The sequence below is a fragment of the Arthrobacter sp. UYCu511 genome (genome assembly GCF_040547105.1).
In the GTDB taxonomy this organism is placed as follows: domain Bacteria; phylum Actinomycetota; class Actinomycetes; order Actinomycetales; family Micrococcaceae; genus Specibacter; species Specibacter psychrochitiniphilus.
On record NZ_JBEPPB010000009.1, the window covers coordinates 54853 to 78042 of the forward strand.

The 23190-nt window shown below is 60.3% G+C and carries 22 protein-coding genes and 1 pseudogene; 2 read left to right on the plus strand and 21 right to left on the minus strand.

The features are described from left to right. Positions 1–26: 26 nt before the first annotated feature. The 17 genes and pseudogenes from rnhB to ffh all read right to left on the minus strand — a co-directional run bounded on the left by rnhB (position 27) and on the right by ffh (position 16376). Positions 27–695 carry a ribonuclease HII gene (gene rnhB / locus ABIB48_RS12880; protein WP_354213225.1) on the minus strand — a complete coding sequence of 223 codons (669 nt, stop codon included), beginning with the start codon at positions 693–695 and terminating at the stop codon, positions 27–29. Then, positions 695–1561: a signal peptidase I gene (lepB, locus tag ABIB48_RS12885; RefSeq protein WP_354213226.1), complete on the minus strand. Its 867-nt coding sequence runs from the start codon at positions 1559–1561 to the stop codon at positions 695–697. The genes rnhB and lepB (ABIB48_RS12885) overlap by 1 nt, the downstream gene beginning before the upstream one ends. Positions 1562–1634: 73 nt before the next feature. Next, positions 1635–2312, minus strand: coding sequence for a signal peptidase I (lepB, locus tag ABIB48_RS12890; protein WP_354213227.1), 678 nt, complete (start codon positions 2310–2312; stop codon positions 1635–1637). A 16-nt stretch (positions 2313–2328) separates the two neighbouring features. Continuing rightward, on the minus strand, positions 2329–2688 hold the full coding sequence (rplS, locus tag ABIB48_RS12895) for a 50S ribosomal protein L19 (protein WP_110107356.1): 360 nt from the start codon (positions 2686–2688) through the stop codon (positions 2329–2331). A 222-nt stretch (positions 2689–2910) separates the two neighbouring features. Then, positions 2911–3708: a tRNA (guanosine(37)-N1)-methyltransferase TrmD gene (gene trmD, locus ABIB48_RS12900; RefSeq protein WP_354213228.1), complete on the minus strand. Its 798-nt coding sequence runs from the start codon at positions 3706–3708 to the stop codon at positions 2911–2913. Then, positions 3708–4304 carry a ribosome maturation factor RimM gene (gene rimM / locus ABIB48_RS12905; RefSeq protein ID WP_110107352.1) on the minus strand — a complete coding sequence of 199 codons (597 nt, stop codon included), beginning with the start codon at positions 4302–4304 and terminating at the stop codon, positions 3708–3710. The genes trmD and rimM overlap by 1 nt, the downstream gene beginning before the upstream one ends. 131 nt (positions 4305–4435) lie before the next feature. Then, on the minus strand, positions 4436–4678 hold the full coding sequence (locus ABIB48_RS12910; protein ID WP_315913230.1) for an RNA-binding protein: 243 nt from the start codon (positions 4676–4678) through the stop codon (positions 4436–4438). Between the two features lies 1 nt (position 4679). After that, positions 4680–5087, minus strand: a complete 408-nt coding sequence (rpsP, locus tag ABIB48_RS12915; RefSeq protein ID WP_110107348.1) for a 30S ribosomal protein S16 — start codon at positions 5085–5087, stop codon at positions 4680–4682. A 326-nt stretch (positions 5088–5413) separates the two neighbouring features. Further along, positions 5414–5866 (minus strand): hypothetical protein, encoded by a 453-nt coding sequence (locus tag ABIB48_RS12920; RefSeq protein ID WP_354213230.1) that lies wholly within the window; start codon positions 5864–5866, stop codon positions 5414–5416. Between the two features lie 56 nt (positions 5867–5922). Continuing rightward, entirely contained in the window at positions 5923–6756 is an 834-nt protein-coding gene (locus ABIB48_RS12925) for a VOC family protein (protein WP_354213295.1), read from the minus strand. 156 nt (positions 6757–6912) lie between these two features. Beyond that, on the minus strand, positions 6913–7419 hold the full coding sequence (locus tag ABIB48_RS12930; RefSeq protein ID WP_315913227.1) for a GNAT family N-acetyltransferase: 507 nt from the start codon (positions 7417–7419) through the stop codon (positions 6913–6915). Between the two features lie 77 nt (positions 7420–7496). Then, the gene (locus tag ABIB48_RS12935) at positions 7497–8291 is read right to left on the minus strand and encodes an alpha/beta fold hydrolase (protein ID WP_354213231.1); all 795 of its coding nucleotides are present in this window, start codon (positions 8289–8291) and stop codon (positions 7497–7499) included. 17 nt (positions 8292–8308) lie between these two features. After that, positions 8309–10645 carry an ABC transporter ATP-binding protein gene (locus tag ABIB48_RS12940; RefSeq protein ID WP_354213232.1) on the minus strand — a complete coding sequence of 779 codons (2337 nt, stop codon included), beginning with the start codon at positions 10643–10645 and terminating at the stop codon, positions 8309–8311. An 81-nt stretch (positions 10646–10726) separates the two neighbouring features. Continuing rightward, entirely contained in the window at positions 10727–11677 is a 951-nt protein-coding gene (locus tag ABIB48_RS12945; protein WP_354213233.1) for an ABC transporter permease, read from the minus strand. After that, on the minus strand, positions 11674–12618 hold the full coding sequence (locus ABIB48_RS12950) for an ABC transporter permease (protein ID WP_354213235.1): 945 nt from the start codon (positions 12616–12618) through the stop codon (positions 11674–11676). The genes ABIB48_RS12945 and ABIB48_RS12950 overlap by 4 nt, the downstream gene beginning before the upstream one ends. Positions 12619–12729: 111 nt before the next feature. Beyond that, positions 12730–14229 (minus strand): annotated as a pseudogene (locus ABIB48_RS12955) (ABC transporter substrate-binding protein); the annotation flags it as partial. 572 nt (positions 14230–14801) lie between these two features. Then, positions 14802–16376 carry a signal recognition particle protein gene (ffh, locus tag ABIB48_RS12960; protein ID WP_110107335.1) on the minus strand — a complete coding sequence of 525 codons (1575 nt, stop codon included), beginning with the start codon at positions 16374–16376 and terminating at the stop codon, positions 14802–14804. 307 nt (positions 16377–16683) lie between these two features. Here ffh and ABIB48_RS12965 point away from each other — a divergent pair, with 307 nt between their 5' ends. Then, positions 16684–18177, plus strand: a complete 1494-nt coding sequence (locus ABIB48_RS12965; RefSeq protein WP_354213296.1) for a glucose-6-phosphate dehydrogenase — start codon at positions 16684–16686, stop codon at positions 18175–18177. A gap of 4 nt (positions 18178–18181) precedes the next feature. On the opposite strand, the gene ABIB48_RS12970 is transcribed toward ABIB48_RS12965, so the two are convergent. The 4 genes from ABIB48_RS12970 to ftsY form a co-directional block, all read right to left on the minus strand. Then, positions 18182–18520, minus strand: a complete 339-nt coding sequence (locus tag ABIB48_RS12970; protein WP_110107334.1) for a P-II family nitrogen regulator — start codon at positions 18518–18520, stop codon at positions 18182–18184. Continuing rightward, positions 18517–19902, minus strand: a complete 1386-nt coding sequence (locus ABIB48_RS12975) for an ammonium transporter (RefSeq protein ID WP_354213237.1) — start codon at positions 19900–19902, stop codon at positions 18517–18519. The genes ABIB48_RS12970 and ABIB48_RS12975 overlap by 4 nt, the downstream gene beginning before the upstream one ends. 229 nt (positions 19903–20131) lie before the next feature. Further along, positions 20132–20368, minus strand: a complete 237-nt coding sequence (locus ABIB48_RS12980; RefSeq protein ID WP_354213239.1) for a hypothetical protein — start codon at positions 20366–20368, stop codon at positions 20132–20134. Between the two features lie 256 nt (positions 20369–20624). After that, complete coding sequence (gene ftsY / locus ABIB48_RS12985) at positions 20625–21830, minus strand: signal recognition particle-docking protein FtsY (protein WP_354213240.1); 1206 nt, start codon at positions 21828–21830, stop codon at positions 20625–20627. 108 nt (positions 21831–21938) lie between these two features. Between ftsY and ABIB48_RS12990 the strand changes: the two genes are divergently transcribed. After that, a complete protein-coding gene (locus ABIB48_RS12990; RefSeq protein WP_110107329.1) occupies positions 21939–23165 on the plus strand; it encodes an MFS transporter in 1227 nt (408 codons plus the stop codon). Positions 23166–23190 lie beyond the last annotated feature (25 nt).

Below are 23190 nucleotides of genomic sequence, written 5' to 3' on the forward strand. Positions count from 1 at the left end.
CTGGCGAACGGAGCCGGGGACAGCTTCTACAGCAGGCGCCAGGTCTTGCGATGATGGTCGGTGGGGCCTTCGCTGGCAATGGCGGCCTTGTGTGCCACGGTTCCGTAGCCCATGTTGGAGTCCCAGCCGAACGCAGGGAATTCCTGAGCCAACCCTGTCATGATGCCATCACGCTCCACTTTGGCCAGGACGCTGGCGGCCGCCACCGAGAGGCAGGTCATGTCAGCTTTGATTCGTGTCTGGATCCGCCACGGCGCCACGGCAGCCTCTGCTTCGTGTGCGGGCGAGAATAGATCCGGCTCCGGAGCTGAAAGCCAGTCCTGATTACCATCGAGGATGACAAAGTCAGGAATCACGGTCGCTGCCGCCTGGGCCATGGCCCGGCTGCCAGCCAGCCGCAGTGCGCTCACCAATCCCAGGGCGTCAATCTCCGGCGCCTGGGCATGGCCTACAGCACTGGCTGCAGCCCAATCAATGATGGCGGGTACCAGTGCTTCCCGGACTGATACACGCAAGAGTTTGCTGTCTTTGACGCCGGGTAGTTCGCGGGCTGTGTCCGGATGGATGATGACCACGCCAACGCTGACAGGTCCAGCCAGGGAGCCTCGCCCTACTTCATCGCACCCCGCCACAGCAAAATAGCCCTGTGCGGCGAGTTCTCGCTCCCACTCAAGGGTGGGCGCCGCGGCTGCCATTACGGGCCTGCCGTGGTGTCGGCACTGGTGCTCACGCTCTTACTCTGCGGCTGCGGTACGTCGGCAAATACGTCCGGGTAGTTGCCCAGGAAACCTAACCGGGACAGCGGCCAGGCAATAACAACAGCCCTACCCTCAACATCGGCGATCGGGACAAAGCCACTCTGATCATAGCTCTGGTGGTAGCGCGAATCTTGTGAGTTGTTGCGATGGTCCCCCATGACCCACAAGTGCCCTTCGGGGACGGTGACCTCAAAAGTGGTGTCCGAGGGTGCCGCTCCAGGGAAGAGGTAAGGCTCGGTGATGGCAGTGCCGTTGATGGTGATTTTTCCATCATTGTTGCAGCAGACAACCTTGTCTCCTGGCATGCCAATAACCCTTTTAACCAGGTGCTGTTGGGAACTATCCGGTGCCAGGCCAATGAAGGTGGCCACGTCGCTGAGCCATCCTGTGGGCCCGTTGACGTTGGTCTGCGGCTTGAGCCACCCTTGTGTGTCCTTGAAAACGACGACGTCCCCGCGTTGGAGAGCGAATGGCTGGGGCACGAGCAGGTTCACAAAGATCCTGTCGTTAATTTCCAGGGTGTTCTCCATGGAACCGGAAGGAATGTAGAAGGCACGGAACAGGAAAGTCTTGATCAGGAAGGACAACACCAGGGCAATAACAACAATGGTGAGCAGTTCTTTGCCCCATGCCAGCGCCTGCTTGCCTACTCGCTGTCCGGCAGAATCTGGAACATGCGTGGCCGGCTCTGACTTCAAATGGCGGGCACGATGCTCCTGACGCACCCTCGCATCTGAAGATTCCGGGGTGGTTTCCCCTTGGGGAGCCGGCTCACCGGACTCTTCTGGAACATTGTGTTGCATCAGCGATTATTTCCTTAGCAAAGTCATCTCTAGCTACCTACATCCACACCTGGGGCAGGTGTGAGAAAAACGTTTACGGCAACCCAGCGGTGTACTTACCACTGCCGGAGGCCTGCTCAAGCACGTGCATTCGGCCTAGTGGCCACACCGTGGCGATCGGAGAACCAATGACCCGTTCAGTGGAAATCAGCCCGCCCCCGGGAGCTCCTAGAAGAGATCTGGAATCCAAGGAAACATTGCGGTGATCACCCATTAGCCACAATTTACCTTGTGGGACGCGCACCTCGAACGTCAACGCGCTGGGATCATCCCCGGGATACAGGTAACTCTCAGTAACAGGGACGCCGTTGACCTCCAACAATCCGCTCGCGGAGCAGCATTTGACCGTGTCTCCGGCAACGCCAAGTACGCGCTTGACGTAGATGTTGTCATTGGGCACCAGTCCCAGCCATTGTCCGGCCCCCACAATGGCGTCAGCTACGTCTCCTGCCCCCGAATTCCAGGGCACAAATGATCCCCTACCGTCAAAGACCACCACGTCGCCGCGTTCAATGGCCCTGTTGGTGAAGGCCACCCGGGAAACCAAAACGCGGTCGCCGGTGAGAAGCAGCGGTTCCATGGATTCCGACGGGATGTAGTAAACATCCATCCAAACATTGCGGACCAATGCCAGGAAAAGAAAGATGACCGCTACGCCAAGAACAACAAAACGCCAGCCCAGTTTCCTGGACTGGCGTTTCGCTTGAGTCAAAGTGCGAATCCCTTTGTTACTTGGTGGGAAGGTTGTCGCGCTTTTCCTTGATCTTGGCAGCCTTGCCGCGCAGGTTACGCATGTAGTACAGCTTGGCGCGGCGCACGTCACCCTTGGTAACGACCTCGATCTTATCCAGTACCGGGGAGTGTACCGGGAAGGTACGCTCTACGCCGACGCCGAAGGAGATCTTGCGGACCGTGAAGGTCTCGCGGATGCCGTCGCCCTGGCGGCCAAGGACAAAGCCCTTGAATACCTGAACACGTGCGCGGGAACCTTCAATAATGTTCACATGAACATTAACGGTATCGCCTGCACGGAAGGTGGGGATGTCGCTGCGCAGGCTGGCTGCGTCAACAGAATCGAGAAGATGCATTTTCTCACTCCAGGTAAACGCCACAGGTCATTTACTTTGTGTCACGTTTCCCGCGGGCGGCATACAGCCAGTCCTGGGAAGCGAAAGAATTGGACCGGTTCCCATGGATGGGACACCGGTGTGCTGCCTGTTGACGAACGCTCCCCCTGTAGCAGGAACGCGCCCAGTCGAGCACATCTGTCTATTTTGCCACACTCAAGGCTCTGGAACTAATTGAGTTAACTAGCTTTCCTGGCGTTTGATTGCTTTTCCATGCTCGACGGCGTACCCAAGTTCCCAGAGCACGTTGCGTTCGGCTTTACTGAAGTTGGAGACGTCCAGAGCGTCAATCAGATCCGGGCGGCGCTCCGCGGTGCGGCGCAGCTGGTGTTCCCTCCGGAACTTAGCAATCTTGCCGTGGTTGCCGCTCAGCAGCACCTCGGGGACTTCCCGATCCCGCCAACTGGAGGGTTTGGTGTAGACGGGGTATTCCAGCAGCCCGTCAGAGTGGGACTCCTCAATGAGGGATTCGGGGTTGCCCACCACACCGGGGATGAGCCGGCCAATGGCTTCCACCATGGCCAGCACAGCAACTTCGCCACCGTTGAGCACATAGTCACCCAGGCTCACGGGGCGGACAATGTAGTCCTCCGCAGCCCATTCCAGCACCCGCTCGTCGATGCCTTCGTAGCGGCCACAAGCGAAGACAAGATGTTTCTCTTGGGCAAGTTCGTAGGCCAGAGCCTGATTGAAAACCTCACCAGCCGGGGCAGGCACAACCAAGGTGGGCCGTGCGCCGTCGGCCGCGGGGGAGGTGGCGGCAATGTCGGTGAGGGCCTGCGCCCACGGTTCCGGCTTCATGACCATGCCTGCCCCGCCACCGTAGGGTGTGTCATCCACGGTACGGTGCCGGTCAGCCGTGTAGCTGCGCAAGTCATGAACTACCAGTTCCAGCAACCCTTCCGTGCGAGCCTTGCCGATCAGGCTCAGATCCAGGGGTGCCAGGTATTCGGGGAAGATGCTGACTACGTCAAAGCGCATTACGCCTGCGTTCCTTCCGAACCGTCGGTGCCGGTGGTGGGCTTGGTGCCGGTGAGATCGGCAGCCTCGCCGGACTCGTCGCTGGCACTGACTTCCTTGTTGACAGTGAACAGACCGGCCGGTGGGGTCAGTAGAACATAACCGTCCTCGATGTTGACCTCGGGAACAATCTCGTCAACAAACGGGACCAGAACCTCGTCCCCATCGGCGTCTTCGACGATGAGCAGATCCTGCACGGCCTGGGTCCGCAGCCCCGTCACCTTACCAACCACGGCCTTGCCTACCCGCACTTCAAGGCCCAGCAATTCGTGTTCGTACCAGGCGTCGTCGTCTTGGTCATCATCGGATTCGAAGAACAGGCTGGCGCCGCGCAGCAGCTCGGCTTCATTGCGCGTGGTGGTGCCTTCGAAGCCCAGCAGGAGGATGTCCTTGTTCCAGCGCGAGCTCTTGACGGTGAGCTGGCCAATGGTGGCCGGTTCCACAACGAACTCGGCGCCGGGACTAAAGCGGGAGTCGGGGGCGTCGGTGAGGACCAGAACAGTCACTTCACCTTTAATGCCGTGGGGCTTGCCAATCCGGGCGACCTGGACCTGCATGGGTACTCCTCATGTGTTGCTGAAATTTGGGGAAAAATTTGGCCCCGTCACCGTGTTGGTGCCGGGGCCAAATGTTTGGCTTTACTGCTGAAAACTTGATGCAGCGCTAGCTGCTCCAAGATCCGGCCAGGTTAGTGGCGGCGATCCGTGTCAACAACGTCAACACGCACCGGCTCGCCATGGGCCAGAGCGGCAACCACTGTGCGCAAGGCACGGGCGGTGCGACCCTGGCGGCCAATAACCCGGCCCAGATCGTCTTGATGAACTCGCACTTCGAGGGATTCCCCGCGGCGGTTGTTCTTGACGCTCACCTTGACGTCCTCGGGAGAGTCAACTATCCCGCGAACAAGGTGCTCCAGCGCTTCAGCCAACAAGTTACTCGGCCTCGGTGCTCTCGGTTGCCTCTGCCTCGTCAGCCTTCTTGGCCTTCTTGGTGATGGCTTCCTTGACAACAACGTTCTTGGCTTCCGGAGCTACGAAGGGAACCTTGGGAGCCTTGGTCTTCAAGGTGCCTTCGGCGCCCTTGAGTCCCTTAAACTTCTGCCAGTCACCGGTGATCTTCAAGATCTTGGCAACAGGCTCAGACGGCTGAGCACCGACGGAAAGCCAGTACTGAGCGCGGTCGCTGGTGACCTCGATGAAGGACGGGTTTTCGGTCGGGTGGTACTTACCGATTTCCTCGATGGCACGGCCGTCACGCTTTGAGTGTGAGTCCATGACGACGATGCGGTAGTACGGGGCGCGCATTTTACCAAAGCGCTTAAGGCGAATCTTTACAGCCACTTTTGTGGTTACTCCTGGTTCGAAAAAGGGGCGAAATCCGTTTTACGCTCCCGTGGGGCGGGCCGTGCGGCGGACTTCTAAGGACAGGATCATCACACGGAGAGAGGGGCCATGCGGATCGAGTACCTGTCCATTATGCCAGATTAATAACGGACTGTGCGACTCGTTACGCAACCGAGTTTGTGTGTCATCCGTCATGGACGAGAACCAACGGATGCGACTTCGCGAAAATGATCCTGATCCCGCTTTCTGATCCCGGAATTTCGGGGTCCGAAAGCGGGATCAGGATCATTTTAGAGTTCCATGCGGCAGAGTTCCGGGCTATGTTACTCGGCGGAGTAGAAGAACAGGGCCATCTTCGCGTTGTCCTCGGCGGCTGCCAAGGCTGCTGCGGCCATGGCAGCCAGAGCGCGCAGCAGCGGCTCGGTGATTTCCGGGGTGGATTCCATTTCCTCCACAGCAGCCCATTGCGCAGCCAGCTCGGCAATGTCCTCGGGCTCTTCGAGGGCATCAAGTTCTGCAAAGACCTCAAGGAGCGCATCCGGCACGGCAAACAAGTTATCCAGTTCAATATCAACCAAGCTGAGCTCCGCCCCAACACCCGTGGCATGGACTTTCTTGACGGCAAATTCGCCCAAGACTTCAATTTCAAAGTCGCTCAGGCCCGGAGTTGGCAGGACCGGCACGTCAATGAGTGGAGACTTCCCTGCCATCCGCGCCTTGGCCCGGGCAACAGCCTGGTGGTGGTCGGCAATGAAGAACTCTGAGTAATTGGCCACGCATAAGCCTTTCAAGTTGGTGATCCGGGATGCATTATCCCCGGGCGCCCGGGGCGTTAATGCCCAGACTGTACGGAATCAACACTAACGCGGATCCGGTTTTTCCACGGATCCGCAAATTGAATCTCGGCACCCGTTGCGGCAACGGCAATGCCGTGGTGTGCCAAACGCTCCGCCAGGGCCCCGACGTCGTCCTTGCCGGGCACCTGAATGAGCACCTCCCCGAGCCCGAGGGTGTCCTTGCGGGGACCGGCACCGCGGCTGTTCCACACGTTCATAGCCATGTGATGGTGGTAGCCGCCCGCCGAGACGAACAGTGCCTGACCGTGGAATCCTGCGCTCTTTTCAAAGCCGAGAGTGTTCACGTAGAACTTTTCCGCGGCGCGGATCTCACCCACCTGCAGATGGACATGCCCGACGCCGGCCGCCGCATTGCGCTGTTCGGTCACGGATTCCTCGCTCAGGTGCGATTCGAGGTAGCGCTGAGGCGGGAGGGACAGGGTGGCCATCTCCACCTCGCCATTCTTCCATTTCCACTGATCCCGTGGACGGTCCCAGTACAGCTCAATGCCATTGCCTTCGGGGTCGGTGAAGTAGAAGGCCTCGGAGACCAGATGATCTGCGCTGCCAGCGAAGGCCTGGGGGTTGTAGCGGGCTGCGGTGGCTACCGTGGCGGCCAGAGCGGACTGGTGATTGAAGAGCAGTGCCGTGTGAAAGAGCCCGGCCTCGCCGCTGCCCGGAATGCGCAGATTCCCGGCTGGCTGCAGGTGCACCAAAGGTGTGGTGCCGCGGCCCAAGTACTGACCACCGTCCGCTTCGGCAACTACATCCAGAGCCAAGGCCCGGTGGTAGTAGTCGGCCATAGCTTTCATGTTGCCCACCTTGAGCATCACGGTGCCCAGGGTGAGCTCTGCTGACAAAAGGTCTTGTGCGGCGGTCACATTTGCTCCAAGGTTTAGCGCGATTACACCACCACAACTACTTGAAGCTTCAAGTTATTCCGGGGGGCGGGGTTCTAGGGGCACGGGTTCTTGGGGCGGGGGCTGCTAGGCGGGCAGAACGGCCTTCATGGCTATCCGGGCGCCCATACCGTCCAGACCCGCAGCCGCCTCCGCGGTACGCAGCACGGCCAGTTCCTGTCCGTACTCTTCCGGTCGCAGCTCCGTGAATCCACACCTGGCATAGAAGGGGGCATTGAAGGGCACCTGTTTGAACGTAATGAGTGTCATGGAAGTGAATCCCGCTTCACGCGCCCAGGCTTTGGCGGCTGCCACGAGGGCACGCCCAATCCCTTGGCGTGCGTAGTCCGGGCTGACGGCCAGTTGCTGCAGATGCGCCGCACCGTCCACAATCTCCAACCGGATGAAGCCCACTGGTGGGCGGCCGGCAACCATGATGTGGAAGGCACCGGCATAATCAACCGCTGTCCCGGGCGGCGGGAAGTTTCCGTAGGGCAGAGGCGGTGTCAGGGAACCAAACGCCTGGTCCGCTGCGGCCTCAAGCTCAGGCAGGAGCGAGAACTCACTGAGCGCTGCGGGCCGAATTTCTAGCATGGCGCAAGTCTAGTTCCCGGCTGTGACATGTGATTGGAGCCGCAGTCACGCAACCCGTCAAGGGTACCGGGGCCGTCTCAGCCCCGCAGCTGGCCACCGGTGACACGTGCCTGCGTTTCAGCTATGAATGATCCGATGATTCCTGCGCCCTCCTCGGTATCCTGTGGACGGTGGCCGCCGCGGGACACCACGTGCCGGGCTCCCGTGGTGGCGAGGTAATCAGCCACTTCCTCATACAGTGGTTCCCAACCACCTGTCAGTACCAGAGTGGGGACGCCTGGCACAATGTGCAGCGGCGCTTCCCATGACGGGGACTGCAGGCGCAGCCGTGCCGCGACTCGGCCAACGGATTCAAGCCCCTGAGCACTACCTGTCACGGTCCGTCCCGAACCGGCACCAACCGTTCCGGAAACCCCCGAACGGTACCCTCCGGAACCGGCCCCTCCAGGGGCAGCCGTCAGCCGGTAGTACTCGCGCGCAAAATCTTCGTCGCTGAGCTCAGTGCGCCGGGCAAACAGCGGTTCCAGGTGCTCACGGTACGCCATGGTTGCCGGTAGTTCCGCTGTCAAGGAGGTCAGTGCCGGTTCCACCAGCGTCAGTGACCGGACCAAGTGCGGGTGTTCCACGGCAGCCATCATGGCCGCAATGGCACCTTGGGCGTGCGCCACAACATGGCCGCCTGCCCCCAAGGCATCGGCAACAATCCGAGCGTCGCTAAAAAAATTTGTCGCCGTAGGCTCTGCAAACGCATCAAATCCGCTGCGCTTGAGGAACAAGGCGTCATAGCGCCCGGCCAGCAAGTGCTGGGCGGGCCAGGCTGCGGCACCAAACCCGTCGAGCCCGTGGACGAACACAATCCGGGTTTTACTCATTTAGGCAGGGTACCGGATCACTCTGACATTCCCCCGCCGGGAGGAGGCCCACCGAGCAGAGTGTCGACGGCGGCGTGAGCGTTGATGGGGAAATGGCACGCTGTCAGGTGAGGCACGGTTCCGGCTGCGGCAGCCGATGCGGTGGCTTCCACCAGAGATTCAGGTGGCAGGGGCACCGTTCCACCTCCGGGCTGCAGAGGCGGCACCACCTGCGCACAAATCTCCTGAGCCGCAGGACAGCGGGTGCGGAAACGGCAGCCGCTGGGCGGGTTCATGGCTGAGGGCAACTCGCCGGCAACGCCAAGTTTGGCCTTGGCCCGCTCCACCACGGGGTCGGGAATGGGCACAGTGTCTATCAACCCGCGCGTGTAGTGGTGCTGAGGGTGAGCATAGACCTCGGCGGCCGGGCCCACCTCCACCATCTTGCCCAGATACATCACGGCAATGACGTCAGATAGATAGCGCACCACGGACAAATCGTGGCTAATGAACAAGTAAGTCAGCTCGCGGTCATGCTGGAGCTCCTTCATCAGGTTCAGCACCTGCGCCTGAACGGAGACATCCAGCGCTGAAACGGGCTCGTCGGCGACTATCAGCCCGGGTTGCAATGCCAGCGCCCGAGCCAGGCCGATGCGCTGGCGCTGGCCACCGGAAAATTCGTGCGGGTACCGTTCGGCGGCCCGGGCTGGCAGCCCCACGGCGGCCAGTAGTTCATCGACGCGGTCATTACGTTCTCTAGCCGAGCCAACGTGTTGAATGTCCAGCGGCTCGCGCAAGATGGAACGAACCCGCATCCGCGGGTCCAGGGAGGCGTAGGAGTCCTGGAACATGAACTGTACGTTCCGCCGGCCCTCCTTCGCCTCCTTGCCGCGCAGCTGTGAGATACGCCGACCACGGAACAAGATTGACCCGCTCGTGGGCAAGTCCAGACCTACCACCAGCCGGCCCAGCGTGGTCTTCCCACAGCCAGACTCCCCCACCAAGCCCAGCGTGGTGCCGCGCGGGATGGCCAGTGTCACCTCGGAGACTGCACTGATGTCACCCACATGGCGGCGCAGGATAGCCCCGGCTGTGACAGGGAAGTCCTTGACCACGTCTGTGATCTGCAACAGTGGCACGCCATCCTTGGGGATGAAGGTGGCAGGCGCCACCCAGCCCCTAGCGTCCGACGACGAGCCGGCCGACGGCGCTTCTCCGGCTGGATCTGACTCGGCAAGAGCAGGCCCGGCCGGCGCATGGGCTTGGTGCCCGCCCAAGAAGGTTCCGGCACGGCCCTCCACCCGTGAAAGGTCCATTCCGGTTTCCAGCTCAGCAGCCGCCACCCTGGCGAGCTCGGGGACGGTGGTGCGCAAATCTGCGGCCTCGGGCACATACAGCGGCGTGGTGCGTGGGACAAAGCAGGCATATTGCTGCGGCCCGAACGGGGTCTCGATGGTGGTCATGGGCGGGACCTGGGCGCGGCAGAGATCCACGGCGAAGCGGCAGCGCGGGGCGAACCGGCACGCCGGCGGGGGTTCCGTCAGATCCGGTGGCAGGCCCGGAATGGAGTACAGGCGCTCCCCCGTCCCTGCCACCCGCTCGGGCAGTGCCTCGAACAAGGCATCCGTGTAACGGTGTTTGGGGGCGGAGAAGAGCGTGTGCACGTCTGCCATCTCGGCGACCTTGCCGGCATAAAGGACCACCACACGGTCCGCACTGCCGGCAATGACGCCCAGATCGTGTGTCACCAAGATCATGGCCATGTGAAATTCCTGGCGCAGCCGGGCCACGAGTTCCAGTATCTGCTTTTGCACCGTCACATCCAAGGCTGTGGTGGGCTCGTCCGCGATGAGCATCTTGGGCTGACAGATCAGGGCCATGGCGATCATGACACGCTGGCGCTGCCCTCCGGAGAGCTGATGCGGGAAATCGTTGATGCGTTGGGCCGGGCTGGGAATGCCGACCAGGCCAAACATCTCCACCACTTCCTTGAGAGCAGCTGACTTGCTCATGCCCCGGTGGAGCATCAGCGGCTCGGCCACCTGGACCCCCACAGGAAGCACCGGATTCAGGGACGTCATGGGGTCCTGAAAGATCATGCCAATATCTCCACCGCGAATTTCTCGCAGCCGGGACTCGCGCAACGTGATCAGGTCTTCGCCGTCGAACAGGATTTCCCCGTTGGTGATGCGTCCGCCTGGCGGCAACAGGCGCTCAATGGACATAGCCGTCATGGTTTTTCCGCTGCCCGACTCCCCCACCAAACCCAGGCATTCACCGGCATCCACATGCAGGTTAATGTTCTCAAGGGCATACACCACGGACTTACTCAAGCGGATCTCGGTACTGAGGTTTTTAATCTCCAACAGTGCCATGGCGGCGTCTCCTTCAGGCTACTGCGCTGCGGTATTGCGGCGCTACTGTATTGCGGGGCTGCGGGCTATCGGAGCTGCGGGTTAGCGGCGCTGGAGCCGGACCTCCACGGAGTCCCTGAGCCCGTCACCCACTAGGTTCACGGCAACCACAACGATGATGATGGCCAGCCCCGGCGGGTAAATCAGCCACCAATAATTGGTGAACACAAAGGCAGTGCCGTTACTGAGCATCCCGCCCCAGTCGGTGGACGGAGGGGCAATGCCCAAACCCAGATAGCCAAGGTAGGCGACCAGCAAGATCGCATCGGCTACTTGGAATGTGGCGTTGACAATGACAGTGCCCACCACATTGGGCATGATGTGCCGCAGCACCGCATGCCAGGAGGTGCCTCCCATGACACGGACGGCCTGGACGTATTCGCGCACGCGCAGGGTCAGGGATTCCCCACGTACCAGCCGGGCCGGAACCAGCCAGGCCGTCAGCCCCAGCACAAACACCATGACGGGGACACTGGGCTTAACGATCGTGACTAGGAACAACAGGAGGAACAGGATCGGAATGGACAAGATGGCATCCACAATGCGCATCATGACCGCATCCACCCAGCCGCCAAAGAATCCTGCAATGGCTCCCCAGACGGTCCCGACGATCGTGGCGATGACGGCAGCTGAGAAACCAACAATCAGGGACACCTGCCCGCCGGTCATGAGCCGGCCCAACTGGTCATAGCCAGTCTCGTCAGTCCCTAACGGGTGGCCGGGGCCCGGCGGCAGCGTCACCTGGTCAAGGTTGACAGTGATCTGATTGCTTGGGCGGATCAGAGGACCTAGGAAGCAGAACAGTACGGCAGCCAGCAGCAGGAACAAGCCCACAATGGCGAGCCGGTTCTGCACGAACACCTCAAAGCCCAGCCGGAACATGCTCTTCGCCTTGCCCACGGGAAGGCCGGTGGCGCCCAGAGGGGCAGGCTGTTCACCGCTGTCTGTCAGGCCGGGGGCGGTTTCGCCGGCGCCCGGGCGGATGGTTGTCATAGCTTCACCCTCGGATCAATGACGGCCAGGGAAATATCGGCCAAGAGGTTTCCCGCCACCGTGGCAAAGGCGGTGATGATCACAACACCAAGCTCCACCGGGTAGTCGGAGGCCTGGGCAGCCTGCCAAAACAGCAGTCCCATGCCTGGAAAGTTGAAAATTGATTCCGTAATCAACGCCCCGGCAAACAAGGCAGGAAGGGATAGTCCCAGCAAGGTGATGATGGGGATCAGAGCGTTGCGCAGCACATGATGGTAGAGAACCCGCGACGGCGGCGCGCCTTTAGCTTGGGCTGTGCGGACATAGTCTTGGTCAATGTTGTCCAGCACCGAGGAGCGCATATACCGGGAAAAACCGGCAATGCTCAAGAGCGCCAAGGTAACTATGGGCAGGATCATGGCGTCAAATTGTTTAAAAATGGGGCCGATGCCGTCAGACTGGGGTGCTTCCGGGGGGAACCACCCCAGGTTTTGGGCGAATATTTCAATCATGATCAGCCCAATGAAGAACGTGGGTGCCGCGTAGAAGATGAAGGATAATGCCGTGGCAATGTAATCAAATGACTTGTTGTGGCGCACTGCCTGATAGATGCCCACGGGGATGGCCACGATGACTGTCAGAAGCAGCGAGAGTAAACCCAGAATGATGGTTTTGGGCATGCGCTGAACCAAGAGTGAGCTCACTGACTGATTCAGTTTTATGGAGAAGCCAAAGTTGCCGGTGAGCCACTGCCCCAGCTGCCGGAAATACTGGATAAACAATGGTTGGTTGTAGCCGTTGGCGGCATTGAAGTCTGCGATCTGGGCTGCCGTGGCCCGCGGGCCCAGAATGGCCCGTGCAGCACCGCCTGGAAGCTGGTGCAGCAAAATGAAGACAATGACCGTCACCACAAGGACCACCAGTATGGATTGGAGGACGCGGCGAAGGATATACCCAATCATGATACGGCCCGCCTGTGCCGTTCGTTGTGGGTGATCATATCCCTCGCCACCTCATCCCTGATCCGTTTCCAGGTGCGTTTTGCAGTTGCGCTTTACCTTGTTTCCGAGCCTTTAGTAATGCCAGTTCTCGGGGGTGAGGTTCGCATACGGGCTCTGGGGTGTGACACCCTTGAGCGCGTTGGCAACCATGGTCAGGCTGTACGTGTAATTTGGCTGCCAAATTACGGGTACATCCTTAGCCAAGGCATTCTCGTAGGCCTGCATCACCGCAGTGCCACTTTCAGTGGTGGTTGCGGCGATGAGCTTGTCCATGGCCGGGTTGGAATAGCTGCCACTGTTTGAGCCTGCCCCTGTCTGGAACAGAGTCTCACCGGAAGGGTAGTAGTCAGGTGCGTACACCCAGCCGCCTCCCCAGTTGCCCATCTCCCAGGTGCAGCTTGCACCGGTACAGGGGATGGCGGTGCCAGTGACCGTGTTGAAGGGTGCAGGGACCAGATTCAGGACGATTCCGGCCTGCGCGGCATTGGACTTCATCGATTCCATGGCCGTGGTGATGGTTTGCTGGCCGCTGGCATATTGCAAGGTGAAGGTCAGGGGCTGCCCAGCCTTGATGTTGGCCCCGCAGTCACCGGCCCCCGTTCCGGGTTTGGTACACGCTGCTGCCTGGCCCGGCGTGACGGACCAGCCATTGTCCGTGAGGTACTTGGTGGCTGCGGAGATGTCGAACGGGTAGGGGTTAGTTTGCTCCGTGGTAGAAATCAGCGGACTCTCCGGGAACAGCGGCACGGGGCCGGTGGTCTGGAAGCCGTAATTCTTAGCCGCGTTGGTGATGATTCCTTTCTGGTCAACCACGGATTGCAGTGCCTGGCGGAAGTACAGCTGCTTGAAGACCGGCACCACCGTGCGGTTGTTGTAGTTGATCGGGAAGTAGTTGATGCCGTACAGATTCCACGGCGCCATAGTGTAGTTGGCACTGAGTGGATTTGGCCCTGGTTGATCTGGTGTGGAGTTGGCAGGACGCGGGGAGCTCAGATCTTGCGTGGGAATATAGCCCACATCTATGGCGCTGGCACCGCGCAAGACATTGAACTCGGCGGCGTCCGTAGTGAACGGCACCTCAATGAATTCCTTCAGGGTGGCCTTCACCGATCCGGAGTACTTGGTATTCGGGACGAAGGTGATGTGCCCGTCGGCGTTGAAACTCTTGAGCATCCAGGGGCCGTCAACAACCTTCCACAACGGGTTCGTTGCGTAGGTAGGCAGATCCTTGGTTGCGGACACCAGATAGGTGTAAACGGCTGCACAGCTTGCCTCATTCGTGGCACACTCGCCCTTGGCCGTGGCACTGGTCATAGCCCAGGCCGGGGGCATCGGTGTGATCTGACTGAGCTGGTTGTACAGCATCCACTGCTCGCTATAAACCTTGTCGGTTGTGAACACGACTGTCTTAGCATCCGGTGCAGTAGCTAAGGAAAGGTTGTCCGGGAACTGCCTCGGTACATAGGCGGCAAAGTTGGTCTTTTCGGCTTTGGACATGTTGTACCAGAACATGACAGCAGTGGAGGTAACGTCCGTCCCGTTGGACCACTTGTAGTCCTTGAGAGTGATGGCGAGCGTGTTGCCCGGTTGCTAGACAGAAGCTGGGCCGCCAAACTCAGCTGGTCACTGACCTCGGCCTTTCCGGCATTGCCGAACCAATACAGCGGGCGGAACATCAGCTGCTGCAGATCGGAAATGTTGGATACCGAAAAATCAGCGATGCGCACTAACGGCCAAATCCAGTTGGGGACCGTGTTGGGCGGTTCGGCAAAAAGTTGCCGTGTTGGCCGCCTTACCCGGTGAAGATGCCGAGCTTCCGGTGTTATTGTCTGAACCGTTTCCTGGAGTCCATCCGGTCAGAGTCAAAAAAGATACTGCCAAAATTCCCAATAACAGAAAGGCTTACTTTCGGTTCCCCACGTAATCGCAATGTTTTTATTTTGCGCCTCCATGGCAGAGTCCCGCGGTGGTAGATCAGTTTGGTCTTCGCGTGACTCTTACGGGCTGTCTGAATCTACAAACTGGAACTGTCGTGGGTAAATTAGGTTTTAAAAAGATGAACCCGTAGGGGAATCACTTGGAGATTCCCCTACGGGTCCTGATCACTGCCTGTGGGTGATGCTAGCGTGCACCCTGGTATGTGCCTACTTGCCCAGGAACTTCTCAAAGCCCTTAGGCAGGTTCAGGCTGCTGGGGTCAAAGTCCTCGGCGCCGGCACCAAACGCGGCACCGGTGGGCAGGGACTTGGGCGCGTTGGCCTTCTCCTGCGCGGCCTTAAGCTCGGCGGCAGCCTTGGCCGGGTTGCCCGAGCGCGCCTTCTTTTTGGGGCCCTGCTTGCCCTTGCGGGCACTGTTGAAACCGCCGGGGCCTGCCACGCCGGGCATGCCCGGAATGCCGCCGCCCTGAGCCATTTTCTTCATCATCTTCTGAGCCTGGCCAAAACGCTCCAGCAGGCCGTTGACCTCGGAAACATGCACGCCCGAGCCCTTGGCGATACGGGCGCGGCGGGAACCGTTAATGATCTTGGGCGCAACACGTTCGTGCGGGGTCATGGAGCGAACAATGGCCTCAACGCGGTCAATTTCGCGTTCGTCGAAGTTCTCCAGCTGCTGGCGCATGCCGGCGGCGCCGGGCATCATCATGAGCATCTTCTTCATGGAGCCCATTTTGCGGATCTGCTGCATCTGGGAGAGGAAGTCATCTAGGGTGAAATCTTCTTGGTCGGCGAACTTGCGCGCCATGCGCTCGGCTTCGCCCTTATCCCAGTTCTTTTCAGCCTGCTCAATGAGGGTGAGGACATCACCCATGTCCAGGATTCGGCTGGCCATGCGGTCAGGGTGGAACAGCTCAAAGTCATCCAGCGATTCACCCGTGGAGGCGAACATGACGGGCTTGCCGGTAATGGAGGCAACCGAGAGTGCGGCACCACCTCGGGCGTCGCCGTCGAGCTTGGTCAGGACTACACCAGTAAAGTTGACGCCCTCGTTGAACGCCTGGGCCGTGTTGACGGCATCCTGGCCGATCATGGCGTCAATGACGAAGAGGACCTCGTCGGGGTTGATGGCAGCGCGGATGTCCGCAGCCTGCTTCATCAGTTCCGCATCAATGCCCAAGCGCCCGGCCGTGTCAACAATGACCACGTCATGCAGCTTGGACTTCGCCTCCGCCAACCCGGCCAGGGCAACGGCTACGGGATCGCCAGTGGCGGATTCAAACTCGCTGGAGACACCGGGGTGCGGTGCGAACACGGGAACACCGGCGCGCTCACCGTTGACTTGGAGCTGCTTGACGGCGTTGGGGCGCTGCAAATCCGCAGCAACCAGCAAGGGGCTGTGGCCCTGGCCCTTGAGCCACTTGGACAGCTTTCCGGCCAGCGTGGTCTTGCCAGCACCTTGCAAACCGGCCAGCATGATGACGGTGGGCGGGTTCTTGGCCAAGTTGATGCGGCGGGTTTCACCACCCAGAATTGCCACGAGTTCCTCGTTGACAATCTTGACGATCTGCTGCGCCGGGTTCAGCGCCTCGTTGACTTCGGAACCGAGCGCCCGCTCGCGGACCTTGGCGGTGAATTCGCGAACCACCGGCACGGCGACGTCGGCATCCAGCAGGGCCCGACGGATCTCGCGCACCGTGGCGTCGACGTCGGCTTCGCTGAGCCGTCCCTTGCCACGCAAGTTCTTAAAGGTTGCTGTCAGCCGATCAGATAGTGAGTTGAACACGCGCCGCGCACTTCTTTCGTCAGGGATTATTCGTCAGGGATTAACCAACGCCCGCGCGGGACAGCCTTGCGGCCGGCCCGCGCATGGTGCGCGGCAATTTACGTTATTCAGGATGAGACCGGTGGGACGGCGCTAACACCGCTCCACTCCCTTTCCTGAGGGACTCAACTATCAAGGGTACCAACTACGGCGCCTCTTCGTTGCATACCCCTCATGTTCGCCAGCAACTACATCACGGCAAAGAAAATTGTGGGCGCTTGTGCCAGACCATGAAAAGGGCCCCAATTGGTGGCATGCTGAAGACGTGATGAAAAACACTGCAGCTTCCAGCAATCAGCGCTCCACACAATCCAACCAGCCCGACGCCGGTTCCCCGGCTTCAGTTGCGGACCCCGGCGGGCGGATCAAGACTTTAGTGATTTTGGGGGCTTCGGGAGATCTCACAGGCCGTCTCTTGTTGCCGGGCGTGGCCCGGCTGATTGCTTCGGGCCGGGCACCGGGGCTCAATCTTGTGGGAGCTGGCAGTGATGATTGGTCTCCGCAGCAGTGGCAGGACCGGCTTAAGGACAGCTTTTCCGAGGCTATGGAACCCGACGGGGCTTCGACGGACACCGGGATCAAAGAATTGCACCAGCTCCAAGAGGGAAGTAGCTACCACCAACTTGATGTGACCGCCAAGGGAGCGTTGGGCCAGTTCCTCAAAGATATTCCCGGACCAGTGGCACTGTATTTTGCCCTACCCCCGGCGGTGAGCCAGAAAGCGTGCACGGCATTGACTCCCGAGGATCTGCCAGAAGGCACCCGGTTGGTTATGGAGAAGCCGTTTGGTTCCAGCGTTGAATCGGCTCGCGCACTCAATGCCACCTTGGCCACCTTGGTTCCTGAGGACCACATCCACCGAGTGGATCATTTCCTGGGTAAGTCCACAGTTTTGAATATTTTGGGCCTGCGCTTTGCCAACCGGCTGTTGGAGCATTCGTGGGACGGGGAACACATTGAAAAGGTAGAGATCTTCTTTGATGAAGCACTCACTCTGGAAAACAGAGCCCGCTATTACGATCATGCTGGTGCAGGGCGTGACATGATCCAAAGTCACCTGCTGCAGGTCATGGGCATCATGGCCATGGAACCCCCGGCAACGTTGGGTGAGCAAGACGTCCGCTCGAGCATTGCCACCGTACTAAGAGCCAGCACCATTGGCCGCAGCGGTCACGATTTGGCCGAGTACACACGCCGGGCGCGTTACACTTCGGGAACTATTGGAAAGCGCAAGGTCCCGAACTATATCGATGAAGACGGTGTGGACCCAGCAAATGACACCGAGACCCTCGCAGAGGTTGAAGTGTACATAAACAATTGGCGTTGGGCGGGAGTGCCGTTCATTTTGCGCTCAGGGAAAGCCCTAGGCAACGCCCGTAAGGAAGCGGTCGTCACATTCAAACCGGTTCCACATCTGCCCGTCGGCTTCAAAGGCACAGACTCCCCCACGCGCCTGCATATTGGTTTCGGACCGGACACGCTGGTCTTGGACCTCGATGTCAACGGCCCGGGAGATGTCTTCACCCTTGACCGAGTCAAGTTGGAAGCAGAACTGGGCAGTGACCCTCTCCTACCCTATGGCGAAGTATTGGAAGGGATCCTGCGCGCAGATCCCTTGCTCTCCGTCCGTGGCGATACCGCCGAAGAGTGCTGGCGGATCGTGGAACCGACGTTTGCCGCCTGGGCGTCCGGAGCCGTCCCCATGGAAAACTATGCGGCCGGCTCCTCGGGCCCGCAGGCCTGGACCACCAGTAACGACTAACTCTCTAGATGGCTGCGGTGCCCCTCTCACCTGTGCGCACTCGCATAACCTCCAGCACGGCCACCATCCACACTTTGCCATCTCCGGGACTACCCGTATTGGAACTGCCCACAATAATGTCCATCAAGTCCCAGGCCACCTCATCCGTGGCCAAGACCTCGATGCGAATTTTTGCATGCAGGTCCACAGCGTATTCGGCACCTCGGTAGATTTCGGTGTGGCCGCGCTGGCGCCCATAACCGTGCGCTGAGCTGACCGTCAGCCCCTGCACACCATAACTTTCAAGCGAGCTGCGGACATCATCTAATTGTTCCGGCCTGATGATGGCTGTAATGAGTTTCATGCGTCCACCGTGGCTTCCTGTGTTGCGGACTTGCGCCCTGGTGTGAGGTGATCGGTTCCGGACTGACCCGCAGCGGGCCTCTTGCCGGAGAGTGGTTGGAAGCTGCCCGTGGCGCGGCCGCCTAAGTCATAGGCGGATTCGGCGTGGATTGAGACGTCAATTCCGGCAGCTTCGTGGGCTGTTGAGATGCGGAATCCCATGGTCTTGTTGATGATCCACCCGATGGCATAGGCCGCGAGGAAGGAATAGAGCATAACCGCCCCGGCGGCGATGGCCTGCTTGCCCAGAAGTTCCAGCCCGCCACCGTGGAACAGACCCCGGCCACCGGCGGGTGAATTCGGATCAGCCGCCAAGCCAATGAACAAGGTCCCTGCGAGGCCACCCACCAGGTGAACCCCAACAACGTCCAGTGAGTCATCAATCCCCAAACGGTACTTCAACCCGACTGCTAGCGCGCAAAGCATCCCGGCCAAGAGCCCCAGCACCAGCGCCCATAGCGGCGTTATTGCCGAACATGCGGGGGTGATGGCAACAAGTCCGGCCACGGCCCCCGATGCTGCCCCGAGTGAGGTGGCGTGTCCATCACGGATTTTCTCTACCAAGAGCCAGCCAAGGATGGCAGCTGCAGGTGCGGCAAGCGTGTTGATCCAGGCATAGCCAGCCACGGCATTGGCACCGAGCGCGGACCCCGCATTGAAACCAAACCAGCCAAACCAGAGTAGCCCTGCCCCCAACATCACGAAGGGGAGGTTGTGGGGCCGGTGGCTGGGATCTTTTCCGAATCCTTTACGCCGGCCAAGGATCAAGGCCAGTGCCAGGGCTGCGGCACCGGCGTTGATGTGAACAGCAGTGCCTCCGGCAAAGTCAATGGCTCCGAGTCCTTGGCCTATCCATCCACCCGTCGGCTTGCCATTGGCATCCTCGGTGAAGGAAAAAACCCAATGTGCCACCGGGAAATACACCACAGTGACCCAGATGGCGGCAAAGGTCAGCCAGGCACCAAACTTTGCCCTGTCCGCGATGGCCCCCGTGATGAGCGCTACGGTGATGATGGCAAAGGTTGCTTGGAACCCTACGAAGACAACTTCGGGGACAGAGCCAACCAATGGGGCGCCGTCACCGGTGTCCAGGACTCCTCGCAGACCCAGCTTTTCCCAGGGGTTCCCCAGCAGTCCCCCGCCAAGGTCGGTGCCAAAGGCAGCCGAGTAGCCGAACAGGATCCAAAGAACGGCAACAACGCCAATGGCGCCGAAACTCATCATCATCATGTTTAGGACGGCTTTGGCACGTGTCATGCCGCCGTAAAAGAATGCAAGCCCCGGTGTCATGAGCAGCACCAAGGCTGCTGAGATTAGGACCCATGCTGTATCGCCAGTATTCATGTTGCTGGCCTTTCGTTGCAAGAGTTGTTGCCTGCCGCGTCTTCGGGGCTGTGCATGGTGGACTCTTACAATGAAAGTTGCTGCGTGTTTCACGCGGACGTGGAATAAGTTTCCACTGCGTTACGTCTTGCGCTGGGGAGTTAACTTACCGCGTCAACAACGTTTCCGGCGTGTTTCCAGCCAAGCCGCTCACTGCCCCAGCCGTTCGCTTCCCGGGAGTTCGGGGTGGCTAGACGATGCCGGCCTTGGTCATGACCTCACTGATCCCGTGGGCAGCGACGCCTTCGCGCACGTTAAGACCGTCAAATTTGCTGCGCTGCTCTTGATCAATGTTCCTGCTGCGGCGCATGAGCGTTGTGCGGGCCGAATGGCTGAGCAGGCCGGCGCCACCTCGGTTGAGCAGGCGCAGGCGCAGGCGCAGGCGCAGGCGCAGGCGCAGGACCACGGTGGCCATGCGCAGCGTCACGGTTTTTCGACGCTTCGTGCGTTAAACGTTTTCAACAAGCACTAGACCATGAAAGATCATCCGTTCCCAGAAAAGGATGCCTAGATACACAAACCGCTGATTTCAAGGCCGCCCCTGCCGCACCCCACGGAGGTAATCTCACGCCGCACCGGACCCCCGGAGTAAGAATCTCTGATGGCGGTTTAAACAAAAAAAGCCCGCCGTGGCGGACATTTTTTGTTGTTCAGCTCAGAGTCTTGGACTCCCGCCAATTCCATTAGTTTAGAAGTGCATCAACAAAACTTTCGGCGTCAAAGGGGGCCAGATCATCGGCACCTTCGCCCAGGCCCACCAGCTTCACGGGGACTCCCAGTGTCTTCTGGATGGCCACCACAATGCCACCCTTTGCCGTGCCATCGAGCTTGGTCAGCACAATGCCCGTGATATTAACTACTTCCGCAAAAACCTTCGCCTGGGTGAGACCGTTTTGTCCCGTGGTGGCATCCAGTACCAGCAGTACCTCATCAACCGTGGCCTGCTTCTCAATGACGCGCTTAACTTTGCCCAGCTCATCCATGAGCCCGATCTTGTTCTGCAGGCGGCCTGCGGTGTCAATCATGACCACGTCCACTTCCGTCTCAATGCCCACCTTGACTGCTTCAAAGGCGACGGAGGCAGGGTCCGCTCCGTCGACGTCGGACTTCACAGTGGGAACGCCCACCCGCGCACCCCACGTGGCCAGCTGTTCGGCAGCGGCAGCTCGGAAAGTATCGGCGGCCCCCAGCAGCACGTCCTTATCCTCGGCCACCAGCACGCGGGCCAGCTTGCCCACGGTGGTGGTCTTGCCCACGCCGTTGACGCCCACCACCATGAGCACGGCCGGGCGGTCATCATGGCGGGTGATGTTCAGTGTGCGGTCCATGGAGGGATCCACAAGCTTGATGAGCTCTTCACGCAGCATCGACTGGACGTGCTCTGGGCTACGCACACCCAGAACCTTCACGCGGTCACGCAGTGTGTCCACCAATTCCATGGTGGAATCCGTGCCGATGTCGGCCAGCAGCAGTGTCTCCTCAACCTCTTCCCACACGTCCTCGTCAATGGTGTCGCGGGAGAGCAGCGCCAGCAGGCCCTTGCCCAGCGCATTGTTGGACTTGGACAGCCGCGCCCGTAGGCGCACCAACCGGCCCTCAACAGGCAGCGGGGTCTCGAGCGACGGGGCGGCAGGGGCAAGCGGCTCCAGCAATTCTTCCGGCAAAATGGCCGGCTGCGGAGCGATGGTTTCCGGGCGGTCCTCCACCAGAGTCCCGCCACCTTGGGCGTCCCCCTGACTTGTGGGATCCAGCGGGGCGGGGTCATTGGCATCGCGGGGGCCGGTGTAGTTCTGGCGGTTCCGGCGAGCGTTCAGGAAGACGGGTACTAGACCGCCAATGACGGCGAGCACAACCACGATGGACAAGAGGATGGGAAGAGTTTCATTCACCCCCTTAGTCTCTCACGGGGGCCTCACGCCCGGGGCAGAGCCTCACTGCCGGGGCCTCACGGGTGGGCACAGGACCAATTTTCGCGTCATGTGGGACACTCGTCAGTGATGTCTATGTCTATACGCCGGCCCAAACAGGCCAAGGATCTGCCCGCAGCGAAGCTACCCCGCGAGATCAAGGTACTGGTGGCTGCCGCCTTCATGATTGCCATTGGCTTTGGCATTGTGGCCCCGGTTTTGCCGCAATTCGCACAAAGCTTCGATGTCAGCGTGACAGCCGCCGCTGTGGTTGTCAGCGCCTTTGCCTTCACCCGCTTGACCTTTGCCCCCTTGAGCGGCTGGCTGGTGGAACGGATGGGCGAGCGCCGCACCTACATTCTGGGCATCCTCATCGTGGCAGCCTCCTCGGCAGCCTGTGCGTTCGCACAAGATTATTGGCAGCTGCTGATCTATAGGGGCTTGGGCGGCATTGGTTCGACCATGTTCACCGTTGCGGCCATGGGCCTATTGATCCGGCTCGCCCCGCCCCAGGCACGTGGACGGGTATCTAGCCTGTATTCAGGCTCCTTCCTGCTCGGTAATATTGCCGGCCCCGCCGTGGGTGGACTCCTTGCAGGCTTTGGCATGGCCCTGCCGTTTCTGGTCTACGCCGCTGCCCTGGTTCTGGTGGCGGTGCTCGTGGCAACGCAACTGCCAGCGGCCTCTGCTCAAGCGAACCGGAAGGGGCTTGTTACCGCCGTCAAAAAAGAGGTATTGCCGCTGCGTGTTGCTCTGGGCCTGCCTACCTACCGCGCCGTTCTGGGCTCCGCCTTTGCCAATGGCTGGTCCGCTTTCGGCCTCCGCATGGCCCTGGTGCCACTCTTTGCCACGGCCGCCTTGGGCGCCGGTCCAGAGGTAGCCGGCATTTCCTTGGCCGTGTTTGCCATCGGCACAGGAGTTGCCCTGACTTTCTCCGGAAAATTGGCAGACACCTGGGGCCGCAAGCCCATGATTCTGAGCGGACTAGCCGTCAACGGCCTCGCCATGGGCGCGCTCGGATTCACCGGTAATGAGTTCTGGTTCTTCTTGATATCAGCCATCGCAGGCTTGGGCAGCGGCCTCATGGGCCCGGCCCAGCAAGCCACCGTGGCGGATGTAATAGGCAACGAGCGCTCCGGCGGCAAGGTCCTGGCCACCTTCCAGATGAGCTCCGATCTGGGCGCCATCATTGGCCCCATCGCGGCGGGACTGCTCGTGGACGCCTTCTCCTACGGCCCGGCGTTCCTCATGGCAACGGCCGTGGCACTTCTAGCCATGGTGCTGTGGCTACCGGCGAAGGACACCCACCCGGCCTAGCCACCGTGGAACTTGCCTTATCCCG

Coding starts and splice junctions, on each gene's coding strand:
- rnhB (WP_354213225.1), bottom strand. CDS start 695: ATGGCAGCCGCGGCGCCCACCCTTGAGTGGGAGCGAGAACTCGCCGCA.
- lepB (WP_354213226.1), bottom strand. CDS start 1,561: ATGCAACACAATGTTCCAGAAGAGTCCGGTGAGCCGGCTCCCCAAGGG.
- rplS (WP_110107356.1), bottom strand. CDS start 2,688: ATGCATCTTCTCGATTCTGTTGACGCAGCCAGCCTGCGCAGCGACATC.
- trmD (WP_354213228.1), bottom strand. CDS start 3,708: ATGCGCTTTGACGTAGTCAGCATCTTCCCCGAATACCTGGCACCCCTG.
- rimM (WP_110107352.1), bottom strand. CDS start 4,304: ATGCAGGTCCAGGTCGCCCGGATTGGCAAGCCCCACGGCATTAAAGGT.
- ABIB48_RS12925 (WP_354213295.1), bottom strand. CDS start 6,756: ATGCTCAAGGTGGGCAACATGAAAGCTATGGCCGACTACTACCACCGG.
- ABIB48_RS12930 (WP_315913227.1), bottom strand. CDS start 7,419: ATGCTAGAAATTCGGCCCGCAGCGCTCAGTGAGTTCTCGCTCCTGCCT.
- ABIB48_RS12935 (WP_354213231.1), bottom strand. CDS start 8,291: ATGAGTAAAACCCGGATTGTGTTCGTCCACGGGCTCGACGGGTTTGGT.
- ABIB48_RS12940 (WP_354213232.1), bottom strand. CDS start 10,645: ATGGCACTGTTGGAGATTAAAAACCTCAGTACCGAGATCCGCTTGAGT.
- ABIB48_RS12945 (WP_354213233.1), bottom strand. CDS start 11,677: ATGACAACCATCCGCCCGGGCGCCGGCGAAACCGCCCCCGGCCTGACA.
- ABIB48_RS12950 (WP_354213235.1), bottom strand. CDS start 12,618: ATGATTGGGTATATCCTTCGCCGCGTCCTCCAATCCATACTGGTGGTC.
- ABIB48_RS12965 (WP_354213296.1), top strand. CDS start 16,684: ATGAAAAACACTGCAGCTTCCAGCAATCAGCGCTCCACACAATCCAAC.
- ABIB48_RS12970 (WP_110107334.1), bottom strand. CDS start 18,520: ATGAAACTCATTACAGCCATCATCAGGCCGGAACAATTAGATGATGTC.
- ABIB48_RS12975 (WP_354213237.1), bottom strand. CDS start 19,902: ATGAATACTGGCGATACAGCATGGGTCCTAATCTCAGCAGCCTTGGTG.
- ABIB48_RS12990 (WP_110107329.1), top strand. CDS start 21,939: ATGTCTATGTCTATACGCCGGCCCAAACAGGCCAAGGATCTGCCCGCA.